Annotated in this window: 25 protein-coding genes and 1 riboswitch; of the genes, 11 read left to right on the top strand and 14 right to left on the bottom strand. The window is 57.0% G+C overall.

The window, feature by feature from the left end:
- Positions 1-58: 58 nt before the first annotated feature.
- The 4 genes from K2184_RS15050 (at position 59) to mgtU (ending at position 3,851) form a co-directional block, all read left to right on the top strand.
- Positions 59-754 (top strand): MgtC family protein, encoded by a 696-nt coding sequence (locus K2184_RS15050; protein WP_024274155.1) that lies wholly within the window; start codon positions 59-61, stop codon positions 752-754.
- Between the two features lie 155 nt (positions 755-909).
- On the top strand, positions 910-3,642 hold the full coding sequence (gene mgtA / locus K2184_RS15045) for a magnesium-translocating P-type ATPase (protein ID WP_023329682.1): 2,733 nt from the start codon (positions 910-912) through the stop codon (positions 3,640-3,642).
- Between the two features lie 18 nt (positions 3,643-3,660).
- On the top strand, positions 3,661-3,753 hold the full coding sequence (mgtR, locus tag K2184_RS15040) for a protein MgtR (RefSeq protein WP_004101989.1): 93 nt from the start codon (positions 3,661-3,663) through the stop codon (positions 3,751-3,753).
- Between the two features lie 11 nt (positions 3,754-3,764).
- Positions 3,765-3,851 carry a magnesium transporter protection protein MgtU gene (mgtU, locus tag K2184_RS15035; RefSeq protein WP_251009858.1) on the top strand — a complete coding sequence of 29 codons (87 nt, stop codon included), beginning with the start codon at positions 3,765-3,767 and terminating at the stop codon, positions 3,849-3,851.
- 182 nt (positions 3,852-4,033) lie between these two features.
- Here the strand turns inward: mgtU and K2184_RS15030 are convergent, their stop codons facing one another.
- A complete protein-coding gene (locus K2184_RS15030; protein WP_163524947.1) occupies positions 4,034-4,735 on the bottom strand; it encodes an arginase family protein in 702 nt (233 codons plus the stop codon).
- A 55-nt stretch (positions 4,736-4,790) separates the two neighbouring features.
- On the opposite strand from K2184_RS15030, the gene K2184_RS15025 reads away from it, so the two are divergent.
- Complete coding sequence (locus tag K2184_RS15025) at positions 4,791-5,417, top strand: TetR/AcrR family transcriptional regulator (RefSeq protein WP_004112942.1); 627 nt, start codon at positions 4,791-4,793, stop codon at positions 5,415-5,417.
- A gap of 19 nt (positions 5,418-5,436) precedes the next feature.
- Here the strand turns inward: K2184_RS15025 and katG are convergent, their stop codons facing one another.
- Both katG and K2184_RS15015 read right to left on the bottom strand, forming a co-directional pair.
- Positions 5,437-7,620: a catalase/peroxidase HPI gene (gene katG, locus K2184_RS15020; protein WP_023329685.1), complete on the bottom strand. Its 2,184-nt coding sequence runs from the start codon at positions 7,618-7,620 to the stop codon at positions 5,437-5,439.
- 265 nt (positions 7,621-7,885) lie between these two features.
- Entirely contained in the window at positions 7,886-8,818 is a 933-nt protein-coding gene (locus tag K2184_RS15015) for a LysR family transcriptional regulator (RefSeq protein ID WP_004101991.1), read from the bottom strand.
- A 99-nt stretch (positions 8,819-8,917) separates the two neighbouring features.
- Between K2184_RS15015 and K2184_RS15010 the strand changes: the two genes are divergently transcribed.
- Together K2184_RS15010 and K2184_RS15005 are read left to right on the top strand one after the other, a co-directional pair.
- Positions 8,918-9,352, top strand: coding sequence for a DMT family transporter (locus tag K2184_RS15010; protein WP_016809042.1), 435 nt, complete (start codon positions 8,918-8,920; stop codon positions 9,350-9,352).
- Positions 9,353-9,363: 11 nt separating this feature from the next.
- Positions 9,364-9,828 (top strand): DMT family transporter, encoded by a 465-nt coding sequence (locus K2184_RS15005; protein ID WP_004101994.1) that lies wholly within the window; start codon positions 9,364-9,366, stop codon positions 9,826-9,828.
- Positions 9,829-9,859: 31 nt separating this feature from the next.
- On the opposite strand, the gene K2184_RS15000 is transcribed toward K2184_RS15005, so the two are convergent.
- Entirely contained in the window at positions 9,860-10,573 is a 714-nt protein-coding gene (locus tag K2184_RS15000) for a B3/B4 domain-containing protein (protein ID WP_163524945.1), read from the bottom strand.
- Between the two features lie 43 nt (positions 10,574-10,616).
- Here K2184_RS15000 and K2184_RS14995 point away from each other — a divergent pair, with 43 nt between their 5' ends.
- From K2184_RS14995 to K2184_RS14985, 3 genes are all read left to right on the top strand, one after another.
- The gene (locus K2184_RS14995) at positions 10,617-11,219 is read left to right on the top strand and encodes a helix-turn-helix domain-containing protein (RefSeq protein ID WP_064372092.1); all 603 of its coding nucleotides are present in this window, start codon (positions 10,617-10,619) and stop codon (positions 11,217-11,219) included.
- Positions 11,220-11,405: 186 nt separating this feature from the next.
- Positions 11,406-13,325 carry a penicillin-binding protein 2 gene (mrdA, locus tag K2184_RS14990; RefSeq protein WP_024274158.1) on the top strand — a complete coding sequence of 640 codons (1,920 nt, stop codon included), beginning with the start codon at positions 11,406-11,408 and terminating at the stop codon, positions 13,323-13,325.
- Positions 13,326-13,429: 104 nt separating this feature from the next.
- Positions 13,430-14,173, top strand: coding sequence for a glutamine amidotransferase (locus K2184_RS14985; protein WP_004102001.1), 744 nt, complete (start codon positions 13,430-13,432; stop codon positions 14,171-14,173).
- 2 nt (positions 14,174-14,175) lie between these two features.
- Here K2184_RS14985 and K2184_RS14980 read toward each other — a convergent pair whose 3' ends face one another.
- Positions 14,176-14,724, bottom strand: a complete 549-nt coding sequence (locus tag K2184_RS14980; protein WP_004102003.1) for a TetR/AcrR family transcriptional regulator — start codon at positions 14,722-14,724, stop codon at positions 14,176-14,178.
- 114 nt (positions 14,725-14,838) lie between these two features.
- Here K2184_RS14980 and K2184_RS14975 point away from each other — a divergent pair, with 114 nt between their 5' ends.
- Positions 14,839-15,621: an SDR family NAD(P)-dependent oxidoreductase gene (locus K2184_RS14975; protein ID WP_004102005.1), complete on the top strand. Its 783-nt coding sequence runs from the start codon at positions 14,839-14,841 to the stop codon at positions 15,619-15,621.
- Positions 15,622-15,926: 305 nt separating this feature from the next.
- Here the strand turns inward: K2184_RS14975 and K2184_RS14970 are convergent, their stop codons facing one another.
- From K2184_RS14970 to K2184_RS14930, 9 genes are all read right to left on the bottom strand, one after another.
- On the bottom strand, positions 15,927-17,408 hold the full coding sequence (locus K2184_RS14970) for a pyridoxal phosphate-dependent decarboxylase family protein (protein WP_160886463.1): 1,482 nt from the start codon (positions 17,406-17,408) through the stop codon (positions 15,927-15,929).
- Positions 17,409-17,417: 9 nt separating this feature from the next.
- Entirely contained in the window at positions 17,418-18,803 is a 1,386-nt protein-coding gene (locus K2184_RS14965; protein WP_017145898.1) for a diaminobutyrate--2-oxoglutarate transaminase, read from the bottom strand.
- 307 nt (positions 18,804-19,110) lie between these two features.
- Positions 19,111-20,046, bottom strand: coding sequence for an ABC transporter substrate-binding protein (locus tag K2184_RS14960; protein WP_024274159.1), 936 nt, complete (start codon positions 20,044-20,046; stop codon positions 19,111-19,113).
- A 24-nt stretch (positions 20,047-20,070) separates the two neighbouring features.
- Positions 20,071-20,811 (bottom strand): ABC transporter permease, encoded by a 741-nt coding sequence (locus K2184_RS14955; protein ID WP_024274160.1) that lies wholly within the window; start codon positions 20,809-20,811, stop codon positions 20,071-20,073.
- Positions 20,808-21,536 (bottom strand): ABC transporter ATP-binding protein, encoded by a 729-nt coding sequence (locus K2184_RS14950; protein WP_024274161.1) that lies wholly within the window; start codon positions 21,534-21,536, stop codon positions 20,808-20,810. The genes K2184_RS14955 and K2184_RS14950 overlap by 4 nt, the downstream gene beginning before the upstream one ends.
- A complete protein-coding gene (locus tag K2184_RS14945) occupies positions 21,533-22,228 on the bottom strand; it encodes a TenA family protein (protein ID WP_047719841.1) in 696 nt (231 codons plus the stop codon). Before K2184_RS14945 ends, K2184_RS14950 begins: the two co-directional genes overlap by 4 nt.
- Before the next feature lie 69 nt (positions 22,229-22,297).
- A riboswitch (TPP riboswitch) is annotated at positions 22,298-22,399 on the bottom strand.
- A gap of 205 nt (positions 22,400-22,604) precedes the next feature.
- A complete protein-coding gene (locus K2184_RS14940) occupies positions 22,605-23,777 on the bottom strand; it encodes a Gfo/Idh/MocA family protein (protein WP_016809030.1) in 1,173 nt (390 codons plus the stop codon).
- Positions 23,778-23,791: 14 nt separating this feature from the next.
- Positions 23,792-24,715, bottom strand: a complete 924-nt coding sequence (locus K2184_RS14935) for a TIM barrel protein (protein WP_024274163.1) — start codon at positions 24,713-24,715, stop codon at positions 23,792-23,794.
- 184 nt (positions 24,716-24,899) lie between these two features.
- Positions 24,900-25,934, bottom strand: coding sequence for a LacI family DNA-binding transcriptional regulator (locus tag K2184_RS14930; protein WP_016809028.1), 1,035 nt, complete (start codon positions 25,932-25,934; stop codon positions 24,900-24,902).
- Between the last annotated feature and the right edge of the window lie 89 nt (positions 25,935-26,023).

The raw sequence follows: 26,023 nt of genomic DNA, 5'->3' as shown, positions 1-26,023 counted from the left end.
TCCGGGCGACAATTTGTCGTGTGCTTAATAAAGCACATAGTTAATTCTTCCAGCAAAAATGGAGGAAACTATGTTGATGTTTCCTTATATCGCAAATTTACTTGCCGCGATGCTGTTGGGCGCGCTGATTGGCGCTGAAAGACAGTGGCGTCAGCGTATGGCCGGCCTGCGCACCAACTCGCTGGTCGCCACCGGCGCGGCGGTTTTTATTCTGAGCTCCATTTCAACATCGCCGGACAGCCCCGGACGTATTGCCGCGCAGGTGGTATCCGGAATTGGTTTTCTCGGCGCCGGCGTCATCATGCGTGAAGGCATGAACGTGCGCGGCCTGAATACCGCCGCAACCCTGTGGTGCTCTGCGGCGATTGGTGTACTGTGCGGTTTAGGCCAGTTCTGGCAAGCAGCGGCGGCAACGCTGATAATCCTCTGCGCCAATATTCTACTGCGCGAAGCGGCGCAGAGAATTAATCAGATCCCCGGCGCGACAGAAGAAGAGAAATGCTACGTTCTGAATATTGTCTGTCAAAGCGAATATGAAAATGCGATTCGTCAGCTATTGCTTAATATCAGTAAAGAGATGACGCTCAGCCTTCAGGGACTGGTGTCGACAGCAGCAAAAGAACAAGGGCATAAAGAAATCCGCATCGAACTGGTGGGAAATACCGACTGTCGAAAAGCGCGAGATCTCATTATGACAAAAATTGGCGGGGACGAAAACATTACGTCAGTCCGCTGGTGCGTCGAGGGGAGTTAACCTCGTGACTATTTCACTCTGACAATCATTTGTCTAAGGAGGGAATGATGGATATTCCCAGGCGATTAAAGTAATAAGCGTTTAATAACGTAAAAATGAATTATGCATAAGTCATTTATGCAGGGATAACGGCGTCTTAAATTTGAGGATTAATCATGACTGACATGAAAATAGAAAACCGGAAAATAAACCGGTCTGCGTCAGAAAATGATAAGCAGCATAAAAAAAGCTTCGCCATTGAAACCGAGGCATTTAACAGTCCGGATCATACGCTGGCGCGGTTAAACAGCAGTCGCCACGGGCTCACCACCGAAGATGCCCTTGAACGACTGGATGAATACGGCCGCAATGAAGTGGCGCATGAGCAGGCGCCGCCGGCGTTGATCCAGCTTTTGCAGGCATTCAATAACCCGTTTATCTATGTCCTGATGGCGCTGGCCGCCGTCAGCTTCGTGACCGATTACTGGCTACCGCTGCGTAACGGCGAAGAGACCGATCTGACCGGGATCATCATTATCGTCACGATGGTTAGCCTGAGCGGGTTATTGCGTTTCTGGCAGGAGTTTCGCACCAACAATGCGGCGCAGGCGCTGAAATCCATGGTCCGCACCACGGCGACGGTGCTGCGTCGCGGTCCCGGGAATATGGGGCCGGTGCAGGAAGAAATTGCCATTGAGGAGCTGGTGCCCGGGGATATCATCTTCCTGGCGGCGGGGGATCTGGTTCCGGCAGACGTCCGCCTGCTGGAATCCCGGGACCTGTTTGTCAGCCAGTCGATACTCAGCGGCGAGTCGCTGCCGGTTGAAAAGTATGACGTTCTGGCCAGCGTTTCCGGTAAAGGATGCGACAGGCTTCCCGAGCCGAACAAAGATAAAAGCCTGCTGGAGATGGGCAATATCTGTCTGATGGGCACTAACGTGACCAGCGGCAGGGCACAGGCGGTGGTGGTGGCCACCGGAAACCGTACCTGGTTTGGTTCGCTGGCGAAATCCATCGTCGGCACGCGTACTCAGACGGCGTTCGACCGCGGGGTAAACAGCGTCAGCTGGCTGCTGATCCGCTTTATGCTGGTGATGGTACCGATTGTGCTGCTGATTAACGGCTTCAGCAAAGGTGATTGGGTTGAAGCCTCGCTGTTTGCCCTGGCGGTAGCGGTTGGCCTGACGCCGGAAATGCTGCCGATGATCGTCAGCTCCAACCTGGCGAAAGGCGCTATCGCCATGTCGCGGCGCAAAGTGATCGTCAAGCGGCTGAACGCCATCCAGAACTTTGGCGCTATGGACGTGCTGTGTACCGATAAAACCGGTACGTTAACTCAGGACAATATCATCCTTGAGCATCACCTTGATGTCAGCGGTCATGAGAGCGACCGGGTGCTGACGCTGGCCTGGCTTAACAGTAGCAGCCAGAGCGGGGCGCGCAACCTGATGGACCGGGCGGTGCTGCGCTTTGGCGAGGGGCGGATTGCGCCAGCGACCAAAGAGCGTTTTGTCAAACTTGATGAACTGCCGTTTGATTTTGTCCGCCGTCGGGTCTCGGTGTCGGTGGAAGATGTCCGCCACGGTGACAAAAGCCTGATCTGCAAAGGCGCGGTCGAAGAGATGCTGATGGTCGCCACGCATCTTCGTGAAGGCGATAACGTTGTGGCGCTGGATGAAACCCGACGCGATCTGCTGTTAGCCAAAACGAAGGACTATAACGCCCAGGGCTTCCGCGTGCTGCTGGTCGCAACCCGCAAGCTGGATGACTCCGCGCTGACCACGCCGCTATGCACCGCCGATGAGCAGGGATTGACGGTTGAAGGGATGCTGACTTTCCTCGATCCGCCGAAAGAGAGCGCGGGAAAAGCCATTACCGCGCTGCGCGATAACGGCGTGGCGGTGAAAGTGCTGACCGGCGATAACCCGGTGGTTACGGCGCGTATTTGCCTGGAAGTGGGCATCGATGCCCACGGTATTCTGACCGGCGCCCAGATTGAAGCGATGACGGATCGCGACCTGGAGCGAGAAGTGGAAACGCGCTCGGTATTCGCGAAGCTGACGCCGCTGCAGAAGTCGCGCATCCTGAAAACACTGCAGAAAAACGGCCACACCGTCGGCTTTCTCGGCGACGGCATCAACGATGCGCCAGCCCTGCGCGATGCGGACGTCGGCATTTCGGTTGACAGCGCGGCGGATATCGCCAAAGAGGCATCGGATATCATCCTGCTGGAAAAGGATCTGATGGTGCTGGAAGAAGGGGTGATCAAAGGACGTGAGACGTTCGGCAATATCATTAAGTACCTGAATATGACTGCCAGTTCTAACTTCGGCAACGTCTTCTCGGTACTGGTGGCCAGCGCGTTTATTCCGTTCCTGCCGATGCTGGCGATTCATCTGCTGATTCAGAACCTGATGTACGATCTCTCCCAGCTCTCGCTGCCGTGGGACAAAATGGACAAAGAGTTTCTGCGCAAGCCGCGCAAGTGGGATGCGAAGAATATCGGCCGTTTTATGCTGTGGATTGGCCCAACCTCGTCCATTTTTGATATCACCACCTTCGCGCTGATGTGGTACGTGTTTGCAGCAAATCACGTCGAAGCCCAGGCGCTGTTCCAGTCCGGGTGGTTTATTGAAGGACTGCTGTCGCAAACGCTGGTGGTGCATATGCTGAGAACGCAGAAAATTCCGTTTATCCAGAGCCGGGCGACCTTGCCGGTGCTGCTCACCACCGCGGTGATTATGGCTATCGGGATCTACATTCCGTTCTCGCCGCTGGGAGCGATGGTCGGACTGGAGCCGCTACCGCTGAGCTACTTCCCATGGCTGGTCGCGACGCTGCTCAGCTATTGCCTGGTAGCGCAGGGCATGAAGCGTTTCTATATCAAACGTTTCGGTCAGTGGTTCTGATGATAAGGAGGCGCAGAGATGAATCGTTCTCCGGACACCATCATCGCGCTGATATTTTTCCTGATGGGTTTGCTGGTGCTGCTGTTGGCAATCTGGCAAATCCTGTTCTGAAAGGGGGCGCGATGCGCAGAGGATCGCTGGATAAAGTCTTTATTCAGGTGGCGATTATTGCGGCCATCATTATTCTGCTGACAATCTGGATTAGATAAGAGGATTTTTGTCTCGTCTGTTTGTCGGGCAGCGTCTGACGTCTTGCCCGGCAAACCGTTCAGGTCAGATATTTTCCCTGGCCCGGTATAGCGCAAACTACCACCGGGCAATTTTACAGAGCTGCGCCTTATGCGATACGAGAAACAGGACGCTACTCCCGGAACTTCTCCGCAATACGCCGCTATTTCATCAAAGGTAATTCGGCAAGCATCTGCTTAAGGTTAATGGCGTCCCAGGGCAAATGTTCAGCCACGGTAACGCCGACGGGCGCCGCCAGCGCGATAGCCTGATTAACCAACCTGACCACCTCCGCCATTGTCAGTTTTCCTTCCGCTACATCGCCGAAATCATGTTCACCGCGTCCAGGTTTGGCAAAGAGCACCGAGCGGAATAGCTCGGGATTCAGCACATCGAGATCAAGATGGATTGCCAGATATTGAATATCTTCGCGCCTTATCCATTCATCCACCGTCTGAGCGCCTTCTCTCACTGCTTGCGGCTCGCAATAGGCAATTGCGTGGTCGGCAATAAACTGAGCTTCGTATTCCAGAGGACGATGAATCCCCGCAATCATAACTTTGTCTGGCGACAACGGAGTTTTAACGCTGCAGGTCAGTTCGCTATCACCGACCCCCATCAGAGCGCCAAGAACGTGCGCGTGGGAATGGGGATATTGAGCCGGGGTCATCACATCAGGGTGGGAGTCTATCCACAGAACGCCGAGTTTATCGCCATATTTTTCCAGCAACCAGGTGAAAGGGGCCAATGATACCAGACAGTCACCGCCGAGCGTGACGATAGTGTCCGGACGATATTCGGCGATTTCCTCGCGTGCGTGGCGCAATTGTTCGACAACCTGACTGCGCCCCACAATGCCACGCATCTAGCCAGTATGGCGTAAAAGAGGCTAGAATCGCCTATCGCTGGAGGAGACATAAATGTCTAAAGATTCAGAAACGTACCATAAACTGATCGTCGCGGCTGCGGCCTGTTTCTCTGAAAAGGGCTTTAACGGCACCAGCGTGCGGGAGATTGCTCAGCGGGCTGGGATCAGCCAGGGGGCGATGTACACTTATTTCAAAGGTAAAGATGAGCTGATTGAAGCCATCATTCTGGAGGAGCAGAAATCCGCGCTGGCAAAGCAGCAAGAATCGCAGAAGGGAACCTGCTTTGAACTGATTTGTCGTCTTGCCATTTCCTGTATCCAGGATGTCGGCTATCCCTCATCCCATTCGCTGTGGGTGGAGATTATTGCGGAGTCAGCCAGAAAAGAGAACCTGCGCGCGACGTTTGTCGCCAGCGATATCGTGATGCGTGAGGGCATTGGGCAGATTATTCGCCAGGGCATCGCTGCCGGGGAGTTCAGCAAGCAGGTCGATCCTGAAGAAGCCACGATGACCCTTTTTGCGCTAATTGATGGTTTTATCGGACGTAAGGCTATGACGCCTTCATTCAACGTTGAAACGGAGATTCCCCGCTTTAGCGAAGTAATGGCGGCGATTTTACAGAAAACTCCCGGAACCAGCGACGAGAGATATGGGGGATTAAAGCCCCAGCGGGCGTGAAGCCTGCCGGGGTAATCTCTTACAGATCGAAGCGGTCGAGGTTCATCACTTTGGTCCATGCGGCGACAAAGTCACTAACGAACTTTTGCCGCGCATCGCTGCAGGCATACACTTCTGCCAGCGCACGCAGGACGGAGTTAGATCCAAAGACCAGGTCAACGCGGGTCGCGGTGTATTTCTCTTCGCCGCTCTTACGGTCGCGACCGATAAACAGCTCAGCGTGCTCATCAGCGGCTTTCCAGACGGTGCCCATATCGAGCAGATTGACGAAGAAATCATTGCTCAATACGCCCACGCGGTCGGTAAACACGCCGTGACGGCTGCCGTCGAAGTTAGCGCCCAGCACGCGCAGGCCACCCACCAGTACCGTCATTTCCGGCGCCGTCAGCGTTAACTGCTGCGCCTTATCAATCAGCAGCGTTTCGGTGGAAATGCCGCCGCCAATGCGGCGATAGTTGCGGAAACCATCGGCCAGCGGCTGCAGCAGATCCATCGCTTCGACATCGGTCTGCTCCTGGCGCGCATCGACGCGGCCAGGAGCAAAGGGGACGCTAACCTGAACGCCCGCCGCAGCGGCAGCCTGCTCAATGCCCACTACGCCAGCCAGAACGATGATATCGGCCAGCGAAGCTTTACCGGACGCCTGCTGAATCGCCTGCAGGGTCGGCAGCACGCGGGTTGCGATAGCGTTCACCGGCCAGGCATTCTGCGGTTCCAGCGCCAGACGTGCGCCGTTGGCGCCGCCGCGTTTATCGCCACCGCGGAAGGTGGAAGCCGACGCCCAGGCCACGGAAACCAGCTCGCTGACCGACAGACCAGCATCGGCAATAGCGGTTTTCAGCGCGGCGATGTCTTCTGCGCCCGGATTGTGGATCGCTGCCGGTAACGGGTCTTGCCAGATCAAATCTTCTTTCGGTACTTCCGGACCCATATAGCGGGATTTCGGCCCCATATCGCGATGGATCAGTTTAAACCACGCGCGGGCGAAAGCCTCGTTAAAGGCCTGCGGATCGTTAAGGAAGCGACGGCAAATTTTATCGAATTCCGGGTCAAAGCGCAGCGTCAGGTCAGTCACCAGCATGGTCGGCTTACGTTTTATCTCTGGATTAAAAGGATCAGGGATAATTTCGGGGCCGTCTTTCGCTTCGAACTGAATCGCGCCTGCCGGGCTACGGGTTTGTACCCATTCATATTTGTACAGGTTTTCTAAGAAGTAGTTGCTCCACTGAGTCGGCGTTTGCGTCCAGACAACCTCAAGACCAGAGGTGATGGCATCCGCGCCTGCGCCGCTGTTGTAGCTGTTCGCCCAACCGAGACCCTGCGCTTCAATCGGCGCCGCCTCCGGCTCTGCGCCTACGTGGGTGGTCACCGCAGCACCGTGCGTTTTACCCAGCGTATGGCCACCGGCGATCAGCGCGACGATCTCTTCATCATTCATCGCCATATTACCGAAGGTAGCGCGAATCGCTGCGGCTGCGGAGAGCGGGTCGCCGCTGGCGTTGGGGCCTTCCGGGTTAACGTAAATCAGACCCATTTCAGTGGCGCCAATGGCCTGCTGATTCAGGCTTTCCGGATGGCGGTGAGCCAGCCATTCGGTTTCATTACCCCAGTCAACATCCAGATCCGGTTCCCAAACGTCTTCGCGGCCGGCCCCGAAGCCAAAAGTACGGAAGCCGGAATTTTCCAGCGCCACGTTGCCCGCCAGCATATAGAGGTCGGCCCAGGAGATTTTCTGACCGTATTTCTGTTTTATCGGCCACAGCAGGCGACGGGCCTTATCGAGGCTGACGTTATCCGGCCAGGAGTTGAGCGGAGCGAAACGCTGCTGACCGCGTCCGGCGCCGCCGCGACCGTCAACGGTGCGGTAGGTACCGGCGCCGTGCCATGCCATACGAATAAACAGCCCGATATAGCTGCCCCAGTCCGCTGGCCACCACTCCTGCGAGTCATTGAGCAGGGCATGCAGGTCGGCTTTCAGCGCTGAATAGTCGAGCTTTTTAAACTCTTCCCGATAGTTAAAGTTCTCCCCCAGCGGGTTAGAGCGATTGGAGTGCTGGTTCAGCAAATCGACGCGTAGCTGATTAGGCCACCAGTCGCGGTTGCCGGTACCACCGCCCGCGCTCTGCGTTGGCGTTGGCGTTTCGGCGTGAAAAGGGCATTTCCCTGCGGATGGGGTGTTCGATGGATCGTTTGACGTGCTCATATCAGGCTCCGTTTGCTTTTGTGAATGCCATTACGATATACACTGCTTCGAGTAAACGATATGTGAATAAAACTACGGATTTAATAGATAATTCCGTTCAATTGCTCTTGTAAAAACCGAACATATGTCATTGTTGAATGATTAGTTTTCGGTATTAACGCGAACACAATAATAGGAACCTCAGGGTAAAGGAATCGTTAAAACCGCTTCAGCGCCGGGGAAGACGCATTGTTTGCGTTACGACAATTTTCATGCGTAAAAAAGCTTAGCGCTGCCAGTATAAAGGCGTACCAAAAACGTCGACAAAATAGTCAATTACCGTCCGTACGTTTAGCGAAGGGTGGCGAGCGTGAGGATAAATCGCCGACACTGGCGAAGGCGTGCTGCTAATCGCGGCGGTGTAATGAGGCATCAAATGAATCAGTCTTCCCGCGCCAATGGCTTCGTTGACCATCCAGTCGGGAAAAAGTACTACCCCCATGCCGCCCAGCGCGGCGGTCAGCAACGCATCGGCGTTATTGGATGCCAGCTGGGGGGTTTGCGGATAGTGAACCCATTCGCCTTCCGCGAGGCGAAATAACCAGCGGTTAGGCCCGTTTGAACCGCTGTACACCAGCGTACTGTGCTGGCGAAGATCTTCCGGCCGCTGCGGAACACCGCGACGCTGCAGATAGCGCGGGGCGGCAACCAGATAGTGATGCTGCATCCCCAGCACTCTGGCATGAACGCTGGAATCGGGCAGGCTACCGATGCGGAAAATAACATCGGTCGCCTCCCGGTGCGGATCGATAAAGTCATCGGTCAGCGCCAGCTCAATTTGCATTTGTGGATAACGTTCGCTCAGACCCGGTAGCCATGGCGCAATATGGCGCTGGCCAAAGTAGACCGGGGCGTTGATTCGCACCAGCCCCCCAGGCTCAAGGCTCCGATCCTGCAGGTCGCGTCTGGCGGCGCTGAACTGTTCGCTGATGCCTCTGGCATGTTCGGCAAAAAGACGTCCGGCTTCGGTGGGCACCACTGCGCGGGTATTACGATAAAACAGCTGTTGGCCGAGGGAGTCTTCAAGCTGATGAATGACGCGCGACACCATGGACGGGGAAACGCCTTCCCGTCGCGCCACCACGGAAAAGCTCTGGCTGTCGTACACGGCGATGAACAGCTGTAGCGCCCGAAAATTCACATTACCCGCATCGCTCATTTATGCAATATCCGCAAAAGTGTTTCCCTGATTGTACCGTTTTTCACACTACTTCGCTGTTTTATGCTCTGCCGCCTGATTAATAAGCGGAATTTAATGATGCAGTTATTACTGATTTTTCTGGTGATTGCCGGCGGCATGGGTCTGTCCGTCGAAGCCGGGCTACTGGGACCGCTGGCCGGTCAGGTAGGGGATTTATGGGCAACGTTCAGTATATTTGGCGTCGGGAGCGCCCTCACGTTTTTGCTGATGCTGCTGTTTGGCCCGCGCCAGAGCCCCTCATTTTTCTCTTTACCCGGCTGGCAGCTCACCGGAGGCGTGCTGGGACCCATTTACGTCGTCATTTTAACCGTTGCCGTACCGGTGATCGGTATCGCTATGACCATGATCGGCATTCTTGCCGGCCAGGTCTGTAAAAGCCTGCTGATCGACCATTACGGTCTGTTCGGTTCGCCAAAACGTAAAATCGATGGGCGGCGGCTTATTGCTCTGCTGTTAATCGTTGTCGCCCTGGTTCTGATTGCCACAAGCTGAGGTTGTAAAAAATGAGTAGCATAATGATTTTGTTGGCGCTGGTCGGCGGCGCGATGCTGAGTATGCAGGCGGCGATCAACGGCCGTTTAGGTAGTCAGGTTGGCGTGTTTCGTAGCGCATTTCTCACCTTTGCCGTGGGAGGATTGATCACCGCGCTGCTGATTTTGTATTTTGAGCCTCACCAGACGATGACGCTGCTCGATGTGCCGAAATGGCAGCTGCTGGGGGCGTTTTGCGGTGTACCCTATATCGTGATTATGGTGCTGGCGGTTCAGCGTATCGGCACCGCGACGGCTACGGTAGCGGTGATTTTTGGCCAACTGGCCATGAGCCTGCTGATTGATAATTTCGGCTGGCTGGGAAATGACGCCATCGCTTTCTCCCCGGGCAGGCTGGGGGCGATCGTCTGTCTGGGGCTGGCGTTGTTCTTTATTTATCGCTCCAGTTCAGTGGCCGCAGCTGAAGATAAGCAGTAGAGAAACATCTGTTTTGCCCGGTAGCGATACGCTACCGGGCGCCCCCTGTCAGCCAGACGTCGGCCGTTATCAACTGCGAATGCATTTTCGCTTCGGGCATCATCGACAGTAGACCGGCCATCAGCATTTCTCCCGCCTCATGAAGCGCGCTAAGCGGCATTTCCGGCAGACTTTCAAGAATAAACCACATCCGCGGACTCTCCACGCTCAGGCGAGTGCGTACCCCCTGTCGCCAGTTCCAGCGTCGGCAGGTCACCCCTGCGTCATCGCACCAGACCACTTCACCCGCGTCGGGGTTTTCGAAGACGATCTTTCCCTCTTTGACGGTATCGAACGGCTCGCTGCCGTCGGCGATCTTCAGTTGCGGGACGCCAACGTAAGCCGCCAGGTTTTCCCCACCGACCGGCACGGCGTAGCGCAGGCTCACCGCATTATAGAGATCGACGATCGGATCGAGCGATGCCATTTCGCCATCGCGCAGCACCCGCCTGCGCAAGGCTTCCGCCGAGCAGGGCGTGCGCTTAGGCTTTGCGCCAAAGGCGCGGAATACCTCGTTCCAGGCCTGCAAATGTGCTTCCGCCCACTGCGGCTCACCGGCGATAACCGCACGGCAGGCGGAATGGAGCGCTTCTGCACCAACCTGCGGCGCGCGTACGGGAGCAGAGATAACATCAATGCTCAGGGCGCGAAAGCCGGGAGCCAGCCCCGACACCTGTGGGCTGATTGACGGTAATACGTTATTCATTGGATAATCCTTTAACGACTATTTTAAAGCATGATATCGACCGATGACCATAAAAGTCAATATAACGACCGGGGCGGGCGCTGATGCCGCCAGCATCAATGAAGCCGTTGCGGCGCGCATTAAGCGCTATCGGGCGGAAAAGAAGATCTCCCTCGACGAGCTATCAAGGCGCGCGGGCGTCAGCAAAGGGATGCTGGTAGACATTGAAGCCTGCCGGGCTAACCCGAGCATTGCGCTGTTATGCCGTCTGGCGTCAGCCATGGGCGTTGCGGTGGCCGATTTCGTCAATGTTGCCACCGCGCCGCCGGTGAAGGCGATCGCCGCAGGCGATATCCCCACGCTGTGGCAGGGTGAACAGGGCGGCCACGCGCGACTGCTAGCCGGAACCAGCGGTCCTGATATGGTGGAACTCTGGCAGTGGAGTCTTTATCCGGGCGAAATTTTTACTTCTCCAGGCCACGGAGAAGGGACCACGGAGCTGCTTTTTGTGACCGAGGGCGCCCTGACATTAACGGTGAACGACAGCCTCTATTTGATTCCCGCCGGTGATTCAGCCGTCGCACGTACCGACGCCCCGCATAGCTACGCTAACGCCGGCGAGACGGTGACGCGATTCACCATGACGGTCAGTGAAAAAGCGCGCTAGCCATTCGCCTCCGTCGATCTTACGATGGAGGTTATTTCAGTGACAGTGTCACTTTAAATCTCTAACATGCTGATACATTTCTGCCAAATCATTAGCAACCTTTCGGTAGGGCTCCCGCTGCGATAACGCTATTCTTCCCCGCTTTTCCTTTTTCAGGCCCTTTGTAACCCAGGTAAATGACCGCTAATGTCCCTTATGAGAGATGAAATTCGCGACCATTCAGCGGAAGAGATGTTATTTATCCGCCGTGCTGTCATTGCGTTTCTACTGGTGGTGGTCTGCTTTGCTGTCCTGATTGTTAACCTCTACCGCCTGCAGGTAGAGCAGCACGACTTTTATCAGACCCGTTCAAACCAGAACGACATTAAAATGCTGCCCATCGCGCCGAGCCGCGGGCTGATTTTCGACCGCAACGGCATCCCGCTGGTACAAAATATTACCCTCTACCGTTTACAGGTGATCCCGAGCAAAATCGCCGATATGACGGCGCTGCTGCAGCAGCTGACGCCGATTGTTGATTTAACCCCGCAGGATATCGCCGACTTCCGCGACGATATGCACCACACCAGCCGCTACAAAGAGGTGACCTTAAAATCGGACCTGAGCGATATTGAGGTGGCGCGTTTTGCCGTCAATGAGTTCCATTTTCCCGGCGTTACCGTAGAGAGCTACCAGCAGCGCGCTTATCCCTACGGCGCCGAGCTGGCGCACGTGGTTGGCTATGTCTCGAAGATCAACGACAGCGATTTGCAAAAGCTGGCCAAAGCCGGCGAAGAAGAGAACTACGCCGCCGACCATAATATCGGTAAGCAGGGCATCGAAGGCTACTATGAGAAAGCGCTGCACGGCACCACCGGTTATCAGGAGGTTGAGGTGGATAACCACGGGCGGGTGGTGCGTCTGCTAAAAGAGGTGCCACCGGTGGCTGGGAAGAACATCTACCTGACGCTGGATTTGCATCTGCAGCAGTATATCGAGTCGGTGCTGAAGGGGCAGCGCGCGGCGGTGGTCGCCGTCGATCCGCGCGACGGCGGCGTGCTGGCGATGGTTTCCAGCCCCAGCTATGACCCGAATCCCTTTGTCAGAGGCATTGGCTACCAGGCCTATCGTTCGCTGCTCGAAAACCCCGACCGTCCGCTGATTAACCGTGTCACCCAGGGGCTCTATCCGCCCGCGTCGACGGTGAAGCCCTACATGGCGCTGTCGGCGCTATCGGCGGGCGTAATCACGCCAACCACCTCCTTCTTCGGCGCGCCGACGTGGACGCTGCCGGGAACCCAGCGCCGCTACCGCGACTGGCTGAAGAGCGGCCACGGCATGCTTAACGTCACCAAAGCGATCGAAGAGTCGGCGGATACGTTTTTCTATCAGGTGGCGTTTGAGATGGGGATCGACCGTATTCACGAGTGGCTGAGCAAGTTCGGTTACGGTCAGTCTACCGGTATCGATCTTAACGAAGAGTATGCCGGGGTGCTACCGAGCCGGGAGTGGAAACAGCGGGTGCATAAAAAACCGTGGTATCAGGGGGATACCATTTCCGTCGGCATCGGCCAGGGCTACTGGATTGCCACGCCGATCCAGATGGTTAAAGCGCTGACGACCCTGATAAATAACGGCAAAGTGCAAAATCCGCATCTGCTTTACTCCATGAAGCAGGGGAATAGGGTCGAGCGCTATCAGCCACCGCAGAATCTGCCGCAGATTGGCGATCCGCATTCGCCATACTGGGACGTAGTGCGCAACGGTATGTACGGCATGGCGAACCTGCCAAACGGCACCGGGTATAAGCTGTTCCATACCGCGCCGTACCAGATCGCGGCAAAATCGGGGACGTCCCAGGTCTTCAGCCTGAAGGAGAATCAGACCTACAACGCGAAGATGATCCCGGTGCGCCTGCGCGACCATATCTTCTACACCCTGTTTGCGCCGTATCAGCATCCGAAGGTGGCGATGGCGCTGATTCTGGAGAACGGCGGCGGCGATGGCGTAGTGGCAGGACCGACGGCACGCGCCATCCTCGACCATATCTTTGACCCGGCCAACGCGCCGGCTGAACAGGGTGCTGCGGCTGCGGTGCCGCAGGTGGAGAGCGCGGACGCGCAGTAGACGTTATTCGCCCGGAGCATAAGCGTTAGCGGATAGGTTATTTGCCCCCGCTGGCGCTTTTGCTCATAGTAGGGCTCTGTGTTGTTGTGAAAAAAGGCCCTCCGATGTCGTTAAGCCGAAATACGCTTCTTATTGTGCAGACCGGCACCCCGCCGGATGAAATCGCCTCCGACCACGGCGATCTTCCCTCCTGGTTTGCTCATTTACTGGCGCCGTGGCGCAATAAAATCAGCGTGGCGCGAGTGTTTGCCGGGGAGACGCTTCCCGCCCCGGATAACGCGACCGTCGCGGTGATTACCGGCTCATGGGATATGGTGACCGAACGCCTGCCGTGGAGCGAAATGACCGCGGCCTGGATCCGCGAGGCAATGGCAATAGAGATGCCGCTGTTTGGCGTCTGTTACGGGCATCAGCTGATGGCGCATGCGCTGGGCGGCGAGGTGGATTACCATCCTGCCGGGCGCGAGGCCGGAAGCAAAACTATTTCGCTGTCAGAAAGCGGGCGGGCGGATCGTCTTCTGGCCGATCATCCGGCGCCGTTCAGCGCGCATCTGACTCATATGCAAACGGTCACCCGATTACCGCCGGGGGCGAAGGTGCTGGCCTCGTCGCAGCACGATCCGCACCAGATTGTGCGCTACGGCGCCCATGCCGTCTCCACCCAGTTCCACCCGGAAATCACGCCGGCGATTGCCCGCTCGCTGATCGCGTACCGTCAGGCGGCACTGCGCAACGAGGGTATTGACCCGGATAATCTGAGCCTTGAGGTTGAGGAAAGCCCGGTGGCCTCGGCGATTTTGACCCGCTTTGTTGCCGGCTATCTGCCGCCGGATCGGGAAACGGCGTAACGTTAGCGCTGGTTTTCCTCAAGCCAGGCCGCTGTTTCTCGCAGGATTTCATCTGAAAACGCCGAATCAGCGGTCATTCGCGCCAGAATCAACGCCCCGACCATGGCAGACCAGTTGCCAATCGCCGCACGACGGCTCTTTTCCGGGTTTTTCTCATTAATCGCTTCGCTGAGATAAGCTATCTGCTGCTGCAGTCGCGCGGTCATTTCATCGCGTGCGGATTCAGACTGGCGGATGGTCTCCGCCGCCAGCGCTGCCAGCGGGCAACCGCTGGCAAAATTATCCCGGTGCTCGGGTGAGAGATAACGTGCGATAAGCAATTCGACGTCGTTATCCGCCGCTTCGCTCTCTATCTTCAGTTCAGCAAGGGTTTGTGCGATCAGGTCATCCTTCGATTTAAAGTAGCCGTAAAATCCGCCGTGGGTCAGACCGGCTGATTTCATAATATCAGTGACCGTGACCGCGTCAAAACCGCGCTCACGAAACAACCGGCCGGCGGCGGTCAGGATTGTCTGCTTATTCTCTTCAACCTGTTTTCTGCTCACTCTCATGGCGCGTTCCTGCGATAAATTATTTATGATGACCATCATATAACAATATTTACAGCTTACCCAGCTCGTGCCATTATACATGGCGGCCATCATGTATAATTCAGGAGTGTCGTTATGAGCAGTCAATCAGCAGTACTGGTGACCGGGGCATCGACAGGTATTGGCGCAGTCTATGCCGAACGTTTTGCTCGCCGCGGTCATGACCTGGTGCTCGTTGCGCGTCATCTCGAGCGGCTGACGGCGCTGGCCGAGCGGCTGCGCGGTGAAACCGGCGTTCAGGTCGACATCCTGCAGGCCGACTTAACTCAGGATAGCGACATTACCGCAGTCGAGCAGCGGCTGCGGGAAGACGCACAAATTGGGATTCTGATTAACAATGCCGGCACGTCGATACCAGGCGATTTTCTTAACCAGAGCAGCGCCGATATCACTCGGCTGATTACCCTCAACGTTACTGCCGTGACCCGCCTGGCAAACGCTATCGCACCGCGTCTGACCCGGGCCGGAGCAGGGGCCATCGTCAATATTGCATCGGTGGTTGGGCTGGGCCCGGAAATGGGCCTGACCGTATACGGCGCGACAAAAGCGTTTGTGCTGTTTCTTTCGCAGGGGCTCGACGTTGAGCTAAGCGCGAAGGGCGTATACGTGCAGGCGGTCCTGCCTGCGGCCACCCGTACCGAAATCTGGCAGCATAGCGGTAAAGATGTCAACGCCATTCCCGGCGTTATGGAGGTGGAGAAACTGGTGGATGCCGCCCTGGTCGGTTTTGACCGCCGCGAATTGGTCACCATACCGCCGCTGCAGGACGAAACGCAGTGGCAAATGCTTAACGCGATGCGTCAGGCTATGCTGCCCGCTTTCGTGCAATCTGAGCCAGCGGCACGTTATCTCGCCTGATCGTTTGTTTGTCTCACCGTGTATCGGAAAGGAGAGTCGATACACGGTGCGACAACATCGCGCCATCGCACGTCCGGCGCAGATATAACGCCTCGGGGAAAGCGCCCGAAGTGGCAGAATTTCCCGGAGGCGATGCTGCTTATCTGTCCGGGCTACGCGTCCTCAGCAGTCTGCAGGACTGTAGCCTGGGCAGACGCTTTGCGCCGCCCCCGGGAAATGGCGTGACAACGTCACAAGCTCAGGGCGAAACCCAATAAAAAAGCCGATAAGGTAAGTTATCGGCTTTCGTGGTCAATGCGAAAAGCTTACTGCGCCAGCAGCTCCTGGGCGGTGCGGTCGACCAGGCTCAGCAGCACCTTCACGTCATCTAACGTAACGATCGGGTTCAGCAAGGTTAGCTTCAGGCAGGTAACGCCGTTGTGCTCGGTCACCCCGACGTTAGCGCGGCCGGAAGCCAGCAGCGCATCGCCAACCCGCTGGTTGAGCAGGGCGATGGCGGCGTCGTCGCTGCCCGCCATCTGCTGCGGACGGGAACGGAACAGCACGCTCGCCAGCTGCGGCTGCATCACCAGTTCCAGCGTCGGCTGCGTTTCGACATAATCCGCTACGTTCAGCGCCATCGTCACGCCGTGATCGATGATTTCCGCGTACTGCTTCTGGCCCAGCGCCTCAAGACCCATCCACAGCTTCAGCGCGTCGAAGCGGCGGGTGGTCTGCAGCGATTTGGACACCAGGTTCGGTACGCCATGCTCTTCATCGAACTCAGAGTTCAGATAGGCCGCCTGATAGCGCATCAGCTCGTAGTGACGGGCTTCTTTTAACAGAAACGCGCCGCAGCTGATGGTCTGGAAGAACTGCTTATGGAAATCCAGAGTGATGGAATCCACTAAGTCAATGCCGTCCAGACGATCGCGATACTTCTCAGACATCAGCAGCGCGCCGCCCCAGGCTGCGTCAACGTGCAGCCAGATCTGATGCTCTGCCGCGACAGCCGCGATTTCTCGCAGCGGGTCAATGGCCCCCGCGTCGGTAGTGCCAGCGGTAGCGACAATCGCCATAATCTGCTCGCCGTTAGCCTGAGCCTCGGCGATTTTCGCTTTCAGGTCCGCCACGTCCATCCGCGCGAATTGGTCGGTTTTCACCAGCGTCACGGAACGGTAGCCGAGGCCCATCAGCGCCATGTTCTTCTGCACCGAGAAGTGGGCATTTTCAGAACACAGTACTTTGTAGCGACGAACATCGCCCGGCAGACCATCCTGCTGGATGGAGTGGCCCTGGCGGGCAAAGAAGGCATCGCGCGCCAGCATCAGCCCCATCATGTTGCTCTGGGTACCGCCGCTGGTGAACACGCCCGCATCGCCAGCGCCGTAGCCGACCTGCGCACGCAGCCATTCAATCAGCTTGATCTCAATGATGGTGGCTGACGGGCTTTGATCCCAGGAATCCATGCTCTGGTTGGTGGCGTTAATCAGCACTTCCGCCGCCTGGCTAATCACCAGGCTCGGGCAGTGTAGATGCGCCACGCACTGCGGGTGATGTACCGACAGGCTGTCTTTCAGGAAGTACTCGATCGCACGTTCAATCGCCGCCTGGTTGCCCAGACCCTGTTCGTTGAAATCAAGGGTGATGCGCTCACGCAGTTCGTCAACGCTTTTCCCCTGATACATTTCAGGCTGCTGCAACCACTGCGCGACAGCCTGGCTGGTCTGGGCGATCGCTTGCTGATAGGCATCAATACTCTGTGCGGAACCAGCAAGAATCGGATTCAACTTGGACATTGCGGTCACTTACTCCACTCAGACCGGTTTTACGCCGGCGGCCAGCAGGGCCTGTTCAAATTTGTCGAAGAAAATTTCCAGCTCAGCGTTGCTGATCAGCAGGGACGGCAGCAGACGCAGCACGCAGCCGTGGCGACCGCCGCGCTCGAGGATCACACCCGCTTCGAAGCATTTCTTCTGCAGCAGGGCGGAGAGTTCGCCGTCCGCCGGGTAGCAGCCCATGTGATCCGGCGCTTCGTTCGGTTTAACGATCTCAATACCGATCATCAGGCCCAGACCGCGAACGTGGCCAATCACCGGATAGCGTTTCTGCATCTCGGCCAGCTTGCCCTTCAGCCATTCGCCCTGAGCGGCGGTTTTATCCGCAATGTTATTGTCTTTCAGGTGGCGCAGGGTGGTCAGGCCGGTCGCCATCGCCAGCTGGTTGCCGCGGAAGGTGCCGGTGTGGTGACCCGGTTCCCAGGCGTCGAACTGCTTTTTGATACCGAGAACGGCCAGCGGCAGACCGCCGCCGACGGCTTTCGACATCACGATAATGTCCGGCTCGATGCCCGCGTGTTCGAAGGCGAAGAATTTACCGGTACGCGCAAAGCCCGCCTGAACTTCATCGACGATCAGCAGAATGCCGTGTTCCTGAGTCACTTTACGGATGCGCTGCAGCCACTCGACCGGAGCCGGGTTCACGCCGCCTTCACCCTGAACGGCTTCAAGGATCACCGCCGCCGGTTTACGCACGCCGCTTTCGACGTCGTTAATCAGGTTTTCGAAGTAGTAGGTCAGCGCTTTTACGCCGGCCTCACCGCCGATACCCAGCGGGCAGCGGTACTGGTGCGGGTAAGGCATAAACTGCACTTCCGGCATCATGCCGTTAACCGCCGCTTTGGGCGACAGGTTACCGGTGACGGACAGCGCGCCGTGGGTCATCCCGTGGTAACCGCCGGAGAAGCTGATTACGGAAGTACGGCCGGTGTATTTTTTCGCCAGCTTCAGCGCCGCTTCTACGGCGTCAGCGCCGGAGGGACCGGTGAACTGCAGGCAGTATTCTTTACCTTCGCCCGGCAGCAGGGAAAGCAGGTATTCAGAGAAGCGATCTTTTAACGGAGTGGTGAGATCGAGAGTATGTAACGGCAAGCCGCTGGTAATGACACTTTGGATGCTCTGCAGCACATCAGGGTGGTTGTGACCGAGAGCCAGAGTACCTGCGCCGGCAAGGCAGTCGAGATACTGTTTGTTATCCGCATCGGTCAGCCAGACGCCTTCCGCTTTAGTAATCGCAAGGGGCAGCTTGCGCGGGTAGCTCCTGACATTCGATTCGAATTCAGCCTGACGGGCCAAAAAGGTATCGTTGTTTGCATCTAATAAATCTGCGCCTAAAGTATCAATACGGACTTTATCCGTCATCATATCACTCCCACAACCAGCGTTACGGTTGAGCGCTGGTTGAATAAAATGGTGTAAGAAAATGAATCGCCATGCATTAAAGCGGGCACAATATATGGCTTTTTAGAACCGCGTTCAACGTTTTATTGATTAAGCTATATTTACGTTATTTTTACACTGCAAAATTAACGCATAACGCATTGATAAAAAAGAAGTGTTTTAAAGGATGAAAGACCTTTAAAATTGTAATTATTAGTGAGGGATTCTCGCAATTTTTATTACTGCCGCCTGGCTATTGCTGGCGAAAGATTTCCGCCAGCAATGGTATGACTTAGTGCAGTTCAACCGCATAATTCGTTAAAGGTGTGACTTTTTTCACCAACTTGTTGTTATATAAAAACTGTTCATAAGCTTCATAACGAGGTTTATCCAGCGCTGCCGGATCGCTGGCAAACAGAGGAAGAGTTTTCAGCCAGGCCTGCTTGTTCAGCTCCGTGTTAAGTTCAGGATGCGCGTCGGCAAACGCCTGCCAGGTTTCCTGCGGATGAGCGCGAAGGTAAGCAACGCCTTTTTGCAGCGCTTGCAGGAACGTCCTGATTTTCGGCGCGTTGACGTCGTCCCGGTTGGCGACAATCACCAGCTCATCGTAGGCCGGGACGCCGTAATCCTCGACGTTCATCACCTGCGGATCTTTCCCCTGAAGCTGCAGTTCCAGCGCTTCGATATTACGATAGCCGCCAATCACCGCATCGACCTGTCCGGCCAGCAGGGCGCTGGTCAGCTGAAAGTTAACATTGATGAGCTTGATGCTTTTGGGATCGATTTTCGCGTGCTGTGCCATAGTGGCCAGCGTCGCTTGTTCGATTCCGCTTACCGAATACCCCACTTTTTTGCCCTGCAGATCGGCGGGAGATTTGATGCTTTTATCCAGCGCGATCACCGTGTTCAGCGGCGAATTAATCAGCGTGCCGACGCGGACCAGCGGCAGACCTTCATCGGCAAAAAAATGCACCTGCGGCTGGTAGGTAATCGCCAGGTCCGCCTGGCGGGCGGCGACTAATCGCGGCGGCAGCGCCGGGTCGGACGGTGGCACAATTTTAACGTCCAGACCCGCCTCTTTAAAGGCGCCAATCTGTTCAGCCACCACGATCGGCGCGTGGTCGGGATTGATATACCAGTCCAGCACCAGGGTGAGTTTTTCATTGGCCAGCGCCTGACCGCTGAACAGCGCGGCAAGCGTTATACCGGCATAAACACGTTTACGCATGGTTAGTCCTTTTATTTAAGAGCGTCATTCCGGCGTCCAGTTAATCAGCCGGTGTAAAAAAGCATCCACCGCCAGCCACAGCAGGACGGTCAGTAGCACCAGAATAAACAGGGCTGCAAAGCAGATATCGGTTTGCAGACGGGCATTGGCGTTAAGCATGACGTAGCCCAGTCCTTCGGCTGAACCGACCCATTCGCCGATAATCGCCCCGATGGGCGCAACGGCGGCCGCCATCCGCAGACCGGAACCGAGGGCCGGAAGGGCAGCCATCATGCGGACGTGGCGCAGCTGCGCGCCAAAAGAGGCGCCCATGGTGCGCGCGAGGTCAAGATAGTCCTGGTTAACCCGGCGCAGGCCGTCAAAAAACGCCGAGGTGACGGGAAAGAAGATCACCAGCACCGCCATCATAACCTTGGCGCTCATCCCGAAGCCGAACCACAGCACCAGCAGCGGGGCAAGGGTAAAGACCGGGATCGCCTGGCTGGTCAGCACCAACGGCATCAGCCAACGCTGAAGGCGCGGCGAAACAATCATGCACAGCGCCAGTATCACGCCGAGCAGAACGCCGAGCGCGAGACCGCTGAGGATCTCGCTTAATGTGATCAGCGTGTGCCCACCGAGGTAGGCGCGGTTGACCCACAGGGCGCTTGCCACTGCCGAAGGCGAAGGCAGCAGAAAGGCGGGAATGCCGCTGCGGGTCACCAGCCACCAAATCAGGAGCAGGCCGCAGAACACCACGGCGGCGCGAAACAGTTTTGCGCTCATTCGTTAGCCCTTATCAGCTGTTGCAGCAACTCCGCCTGACCGGCTAATAGCGCCGGATCGTCCGGCGCGCGCGGCGGTATGCCGGACAAGCGATGCGTGTCGTCAATCCCGCCGGGGGCCGGGGAAAGGACGAGCAGACGGTGGCTCAGACGGCAGGCTTCCATCGGATCGTGGGTGATCAGTACAACGGTCCGGTTCACCAACAGCCGGGCGGCCAGGGACTGAATACGCGTGCGGGTGATCGTGTCGAGCGCGGAAAAGGGCTCGTCCATCAGCACGATGGGCCGGTCTTCGTAGAGCGTACGCGCCAGCGCCGCACGCTGACGCATGCCGCCGGAGAGAGCGGCCGGGCGGTCATCGGCGCAGTGTTCAAGCCCAACCTGCTGTAGCAGCGTGGTCACGCGCAGGTGATCGATGCGCTCCCCGCGCAGGCGCGCCCCCAGCGAGACGTTGTCGCGCACGCTTAGCCACGGGTAAAGCAGATCTTTTTGCCCCATCCACGCCAGGCGTCCGGCAATCGCCAGGCCATCGCTGGCGCGAACTTCGCCCCCAGAGGCTTTCGCCAGCCCGGCGATGATGCGCAGGAGGCTGGTTTTACCGGCGCCGCTGGCCCCCAGCAGCGAGCTCCACTGGCCGCCAGGAATAGAGAACGTCAAATTGTCGAAGATCGGTCGTAAACCAAAGCGCAGGCTCAGTCCGCGTACTTCGATGCCGGGAGCCATCACGCCTGGCGCTCCGCGAGGGCGTTAAGGCCCATTTGCCAGAAGTTAGCCTCCAGGCGCGTAGCGGTCGTGAAAATGGCGCTGAGTTCGGCAAAACGCGCTTCACCGCCGCGCTGCTGCCAGAGGGTTTCCAGCAGGTTTAAGGCTGCATTGACGCCGTTAAGGTAGCCCTCATCACCATAGTTGCGGATCCACGAGGCATACGGGTTGGCAGTCAGCCGGGTCGCCGGGTCGTGCAGCAGACCGAGGCCGATTTCCGCATAGCCGGCCACGCAGGGCATCAGCGCCGCCAGTAGATCCAGCGCATCGCCGGCGTGGCCAATGTCCAGTACGTAGCGGGTATAATTTACCGTTTCAGCGGCTTCCTCTTCAGCCGCCATCGTCGCTTCATCCAACCCCCATCCCGTACAGTAGCCGACGTGCAGCGGCAGTTCGTCGAGAATGGCGTTCATGGACGCGGCGGCAACGCGCATTTCCGCGAGGGTACGCAGCTTGCTCACCAGCAGCGCGTAGCTGCGTGCAAAGTGGATCAGGAACAGGTAGTCCTGCGTCAGATAGCGACGGAAAGCGGGTTCGGGAAGGGTGCCGTCGGCAAGCTGGCGCAGGAAGGGATGGGCGATGTAGCGCTGCCAGTCAGCACCGGCCTGCAGGCGCAGTCGACCATAAATACCCTGAGTAAATGCGGGAAGAATCACAGGACCTCCTGATAATAGGGAGATCCGGGCGTGCTAAAAGAAGTGTGAACAGGCAATGGCGCAAAACTGGCGGAAATGCCGACCCGTCCCTTCGCTGGCATGACCCAGATCAGGTTCAAAGGGTTCGGCTTACGCCATCTCAGCCCTCACGGGACACCCCTCGGTTTGGCACCTGTTATACGACATTCGCTTTTTGATTACAATGCTGTGAATTTGCTGAGAGTTGGTGACACTGTCACGTTAAGACACTGCGATAAATGGCCGTTGTGCATCATTTTGGCCCGGTGGCGGCTGGCGTCTTGCCGGGCGCAGAACGGCCCGATTCTCTTTGGCCGGGCAAGGCGTCAGCCGCCGCCCGGCAAATATTATTTATGGATTAATGGAAATCGACCCAGCTGGCGCCACTGTCTGCTGAACGTACGCAGTTCTCAACCCAATGCACGCCGAGAGCACCGGCTTTGGCATCCGGGTACCAGAAGTTTTCCAGCAAAGCAGCGTCGCGACGATCGGTAGCATCCATGGCGATGGCGAAGCGGCGGTACAAATTCGACCAGGCCTCAAACAGCCCTTCGGGATGGCCGCCGCCGATCCGGTCATCCTGCAGAGCCAGCGGGTCCAGATAGGGCATACCGCGTTCGAGAATGCGCACCGGCTCGCCCTGAATCTCATAGCGCAGCTGATTCGGCTGTTCATCCCACCACTCAAGGCTGGCTTTTTCTCCGACGATACGGACTTTCTGCCCGTGCATTGAGCCGCTGTTGACCGCCGAGCACCACATCGAACCCACGGCGCCGTTGTCGTACTCCATCAGCACATGCGCGTTATCCTCCAGCGGCGCGCGGCTTTTGACAAAGCTCTGGCGGGAGCACATCAGGCGAGTGATATTGAGCTTCGGCGCCATGGTCTCCGCCAGAAACAGCGGGTGAGTGGCGAGATCGCCCAGAACGTAGCTGGGACCAACAAACTTCGGGTCCACTCGCCAGCGGGTACTGGGGTTTTCCTGCTCCACAGGCTGGTTATGAAAACCGTGGGCGAACTGCATATTGATAATGCGTATCTCGCCCAGCAGCCCCTGCTCAATCATCTGCCGCGCCTGCAGAATCAGCTGATGACCGGCGTAGCCGTAAGTCACGCCGATGATTTTGCGCTGTTTTTCGCTCAGGGCCACCAGCGCATCGGCCTCTTCGCCGGTAAAACAGAGCGGTTTTTCGCAGACCACATGCAATCCGGCCTCCAGCGCCGCGCGGCAAATGGCGTAGTGGGTATTGTTCGGCGTAGCGATGGAAACCGCTTCAATACCGTCCTCCCGCGCGGCCTCTTCGCGAAACAGCGTTTCGTAGTCGGGGTAACAGCGCCCGGCCTCCACGCCCAGCTGCTGGCCAAACTCACGCCCGCGCTGAGCGTCAATATCGAAGGCCCCGGCCAGCAGGGTAAACGTGCCGTCGCGCAGCGCCGCGGAGCGGTGAATATAGCCAATCTGGCTGCTTCCGCCGCCGCCCACCATACCCCAGCGTAACGACCGGCCAACAGGTTTAATACCGTTAATCATGTTTCATCTCCCGATTAAAAACCAACCGAATGCAGGTAGCGCAGGCTTTCCGTGACCGCCTTAAGGCTGCCCTCGACGTTGCGCGGGTCGCGCTCTTGCTCAATGGTGATCCAGCCTTGATAGCCGCGTTTGTCGAGAAAGGCGCGCACCGCCGGATAATCAATGGCGCCGCTGCCGAGCGGACACATCACGCCCTCCGCGCAGGCAGAGAAGAAGTCGATGCCGCGGGAAATCACGCGCCTGAATACCTGCGGATCGACATCTTTAAAGTGCAGGTAGTCAAGGCGATCAAAATGGCGATCCAGCCAGCTGATGGGGTCCATACCCGAATAGAAGAGATGGCCGGTGTCGAGACACAATCCGGCAACATCATGGGGGATTTGCGCCGCGAGCAGGTCGATTTCGTCGGCAAACTCGATGCAGCCGCCGGCGTGAGGATGGATAACCGGGCGAACGCCGTACTCCTGCCACGCCAGTTGGCTGATGGTAATAATATGGCCGATCATCCGCTGCCAGTCGTCGGGAGAGAGGCGGGGGGCCAGTTCGCTGTGTCCGGCGTATTTCGCCCGCAGCGGATTGCCGAAATCAATAATCACCAGATAAGGCGGCTGGAAGGGGTTGCCCGGCGTCTTCTCCGCCGACGGAACCTGCGACAGGTTGCGGCAAATGTTATGCGTCAGTGCGACAATATTCGCAAAGTTCTCTTCGCTGACCAGATCGTCAAAGATCGTTCCGGCCACCAGCGACAGCCCCTGCTTATTCAGCGCGGCGCTGAGTTCATCGGCTCGGGTCGGCAGATAGCTCCACGGCCCCAGTTCAATACTTTTATAACCGGCCGTCGCCGCCTCTTCCAGCACCTTGGTCCACGGCGGCAGGTAAGGATTTTTGGGATCATCGACGCCCCAGCTGCACGGCGCGTTGGCAATATGTATGGTCATGATGGCTTCCTTTTCAGATGAGGAGAAAACATGACCAGTATTGAATGAAAATTTCATCTTCAACAATCATGAAATTTAAATTCTTTGATGGAATTCAAGGTTTATTTTGATGTTTTAATTGATAGTTTTTTATCAAATGTAGCGCTGAAGCGGAGCGCGGAGAATATACCCGCGCTTTCGTCGATCAGAGGTTTTCTTTGGTAAGTAAATCAAACGGCTGCAGGGCGTTAATAAACGTCGCCTGCGGCTGGTGAGCGCACTGGACAAAGGCGTCGACGGTCGCTGAGGCGAATTCGGCAAGCCGATGAGCCAGCATCAGATCGATTGTCCCGTCGATTAGCGCCAGCTCGCCGTGGTCTACCGGGCCATGACAAATCAGCGTGACCTGATGCTGACGCTGATGCGCATGCAGCGCGGCGATAATCCCTTCCACGCCGCCGCAGGGCGCGTAGATGGCCTCCAGATCGGGATAACGCTGCAGCATCTCCTCCGTCACCCGGCGGGCGATATCGGCGCGTTCGTGGCTGCGTACAGGCTCCAGCACCCGGTCGCCTTTGCCATGTTCGCGCAGGTAGGAACGGAAACTTATCTCGCAGCTTTCCTGACAAATAAATCGGTTATCGCCGACGATAATACCGATTTCGCCGCTTCCATGACACAGTCTGTCCACCGCCCAACCGGCGGTGCGGCCCGCTTTCTGATTATCCAGCCCAATGTAGCCGGTGCGTTGCGGGATGCTCATATCGGAGAGCAGGGTAAAGACGCGCACGCCTTTATCAACGGCCTGAGCAACGGCATGGCGGATAAGCGGATTATCCAGCGCCACAATACCGATTGCGTCAACCTCTTCGCTGAGGCGGGCGATTGCGGCAACCATGTCGTCAATGGCGTTAATGTCATAATGCAGAAACACCGGCGCCTGTGCCGGACTATGCCAGGGCAATGCCGCCTGCTCAAGCGCCTGCGCCAGCTGATGGTAAAACGAGTGCGACTCCTGCAGCAGGATGAACCCCATTCTCAGCGGGATCGCCGACTGACCGGCTGCCAGCCGATACTGCGATTGTTCGAGCGCAAAGCCTAAGCGCCTGGCGGACTCAAGCACTTTACGTTCGGTGCTCTCTTTCACGGGAGTTCGTTTATTCAACACTCTGTCCACCGTCGCGATACCGACTCTGGCGTCTCTGGCTATATCCTTCATGGTGACTTTTTTCGCTGACATTGTTCTCTTCCTGTGAGGTTATTGATAAAAATCTATCATTTTTGTGGCGGATAAAAAGCGAAGCCACTCAGGGTTTATGCAAATCAGCA

The organism is Klebsiella sp. K5-306 (assembly GCF_051835185.1).
GTDB classification, from domain to species: Bacteria; Pseudomonadota; Gammaproteobacteria; order Enterobacterales; family Enterobacteriaceae; genus Klebsiella; species Klebsiella oxytoca.
The sequence above is the reverse complement of the archived record's forward strand: the minus strand, read 5'-3'. Positions and strand labels throughout refer to the sequence as shown.

What these genes read in the sequence shown, in the direction of transcription:
- K2184_RS14935 (WP_024274163.1), bottom strand. Translation starts at nt 24,715, where the DNA reads ATGACCATACATATTGCCAACGCGCCGTGCAGCTGGGGCGTCGATGAT.
- mgtA (WP_023329682.1), top strand. Translation starts at nt 910, where the DNA reads ATGACTGACATGAAAATAGAAAACCGGAAAATAAACCGGTCTGCGTCA.
- K2184_RS15000 (WP_163524945.1), bottom strand. Translation starts at nt 10,573, where the DNA reads ATGAATAACGTATTACCGTCAATCAGCCCACAGGTGTCGGGGCTGGCT.
- K2184_RS14995 (WP_064372092.1), top strand. Translation starts at nt 10,617, where the DNA reads ATGACCATAAAAGTCAATATAACGACCGGGGCGGGCGCTGATGCCGCC.
- mgtR (WP_004101989.1), top strand. Translation starts at nt 3,661, where the DNA reads ATGAATCGTTCTCCGGACACCATCATCGCGCTGATATTTTTCCTGATG.
- K2184_RS14930 (WP_016809028.1), bottom strand. Translation starts at nt 25,934, where the DNA reads ATGTCAGCGAAAAAAGTCACCATGAAGGATATAGCCAGAGACGCCAGA.
- katG (WP_023329685.1), bottom strand. Translation starts at nt 7,620, where the DNA reads ATGAGCACGTCAAACGATCCATCGAACACCCCATCCGCAGGGAAATGC.
- K2184_RS15025 (WP_004112942.1), top strand. Translation starts at nt 4,791, where the DNA reads ATGTCTAAAGATTCAGAAACGTACCATAAACTGATCGTCGCGGCTGCG.
- K2184_RS15005 (WP_004101994.1), top strand. Translation starts at nt 9,364, where the DNA reads ATGAGTAGCATAATGATTTTGTTGGCGCTGGTCGGCGGCGCGATGCTG.
- mrdA (WP_024274158.1), top strand. Translation starts at nt 11,406, where the DNA reads ATGTCCCTTATGAGAGATGAAATTCGCGACCATTCAGCGGAAGAGATG.
- K2184_RS14980 (WP_004102003.1), bottom strand. Translation starts at nt 14,724, where the DNA reads ATGAGAGTGAGCAGAAAACAGGTTGAAGAGAATAAGCAGACAATCCTG.
- K2184_RS14955 (WP_024274160.1), bottom strand. Translation starts at nt 20,811, where the DNA reads ATGAGCGCAAAACTGTTTCGCGCCGCCGTGGTGTTCTGCGGCCTGCTC.
- K2184_RS15050 (WP_024274155.1), top strand. Translation starts at nt 59, where the DNA reads ATGGAGGAAACTATGTTGATGTTTCCTTATATCGCAAATTTACTTGCC.
- K2184_RS14965 (WP_017145898.1), bottom strand. Translation starts at nt 18,803, where the DNA reads ATGATGACGGATAAAGTCCGTATTGATACTTTAGGCGCAGATTTATTA.
- K2184_RS14975 (WP_004102005.1), top strand. Translation starts at nt 14,839, where the DNA reads ATGAGCAGTCAATCAGCAGTACTGGTGACCGGGGCATCGACAGGTATT.
- K2184_RS15010 (WP_016809042.1), top strand. Translation starts at nt 8,918, where the DNA reads ATGCAGTTATTACTGATTTTTCTGGTGATTGCCGGCGGCATGGGTCTG.
- K2184_RS14960 (WP_024274159.1), bottom strand. Translation starts at nt 20,046, where the DNA reads ATGCGTAAACGTGTTTATGCCGGTATAACGCTTGCCGCGCTGTTCAGC.
- K2184_RS14940 (WP_016809030.1), bottom strand. Translation starts at nt 23,777, where the DNA reads ATGATTAACGGTATTAAACCTGTTGGCCGGTCGTTACGCTGGGGTATG.
- K2184_RS14985 (WP_004102001.1), top strand. Translation starts at nt 13,430, where the DNA reads ATGTCGTTAAGCCGAAATACGCTTCTTATTGTGCAGACCGGCACCCCG.
- K2184_RS15015 (WP_004101991.1), bottom strand. Translation starts at nt 8,818, where the DNA reads ATGAGCGATGCGGGTAATGTGAATTTTCGGGCGCTACAGCTGTTCATC.
- K2184_RS15030 (WP_163524947.1), bottom strand. Translation starts at nt 4,735, where the DNA reads ATGCGTGGCATTGTGGGGCGCAGTCAGGTTGTCGAACAATTGCGCCAC.
- mgtU (WP_251009858.1), top strand. Translation starts at nt 3,765, where the DNA reads ATGCGCAGAGGATCGCTGGATAAAGTCTTTATTCAGGTGGCGATTATT.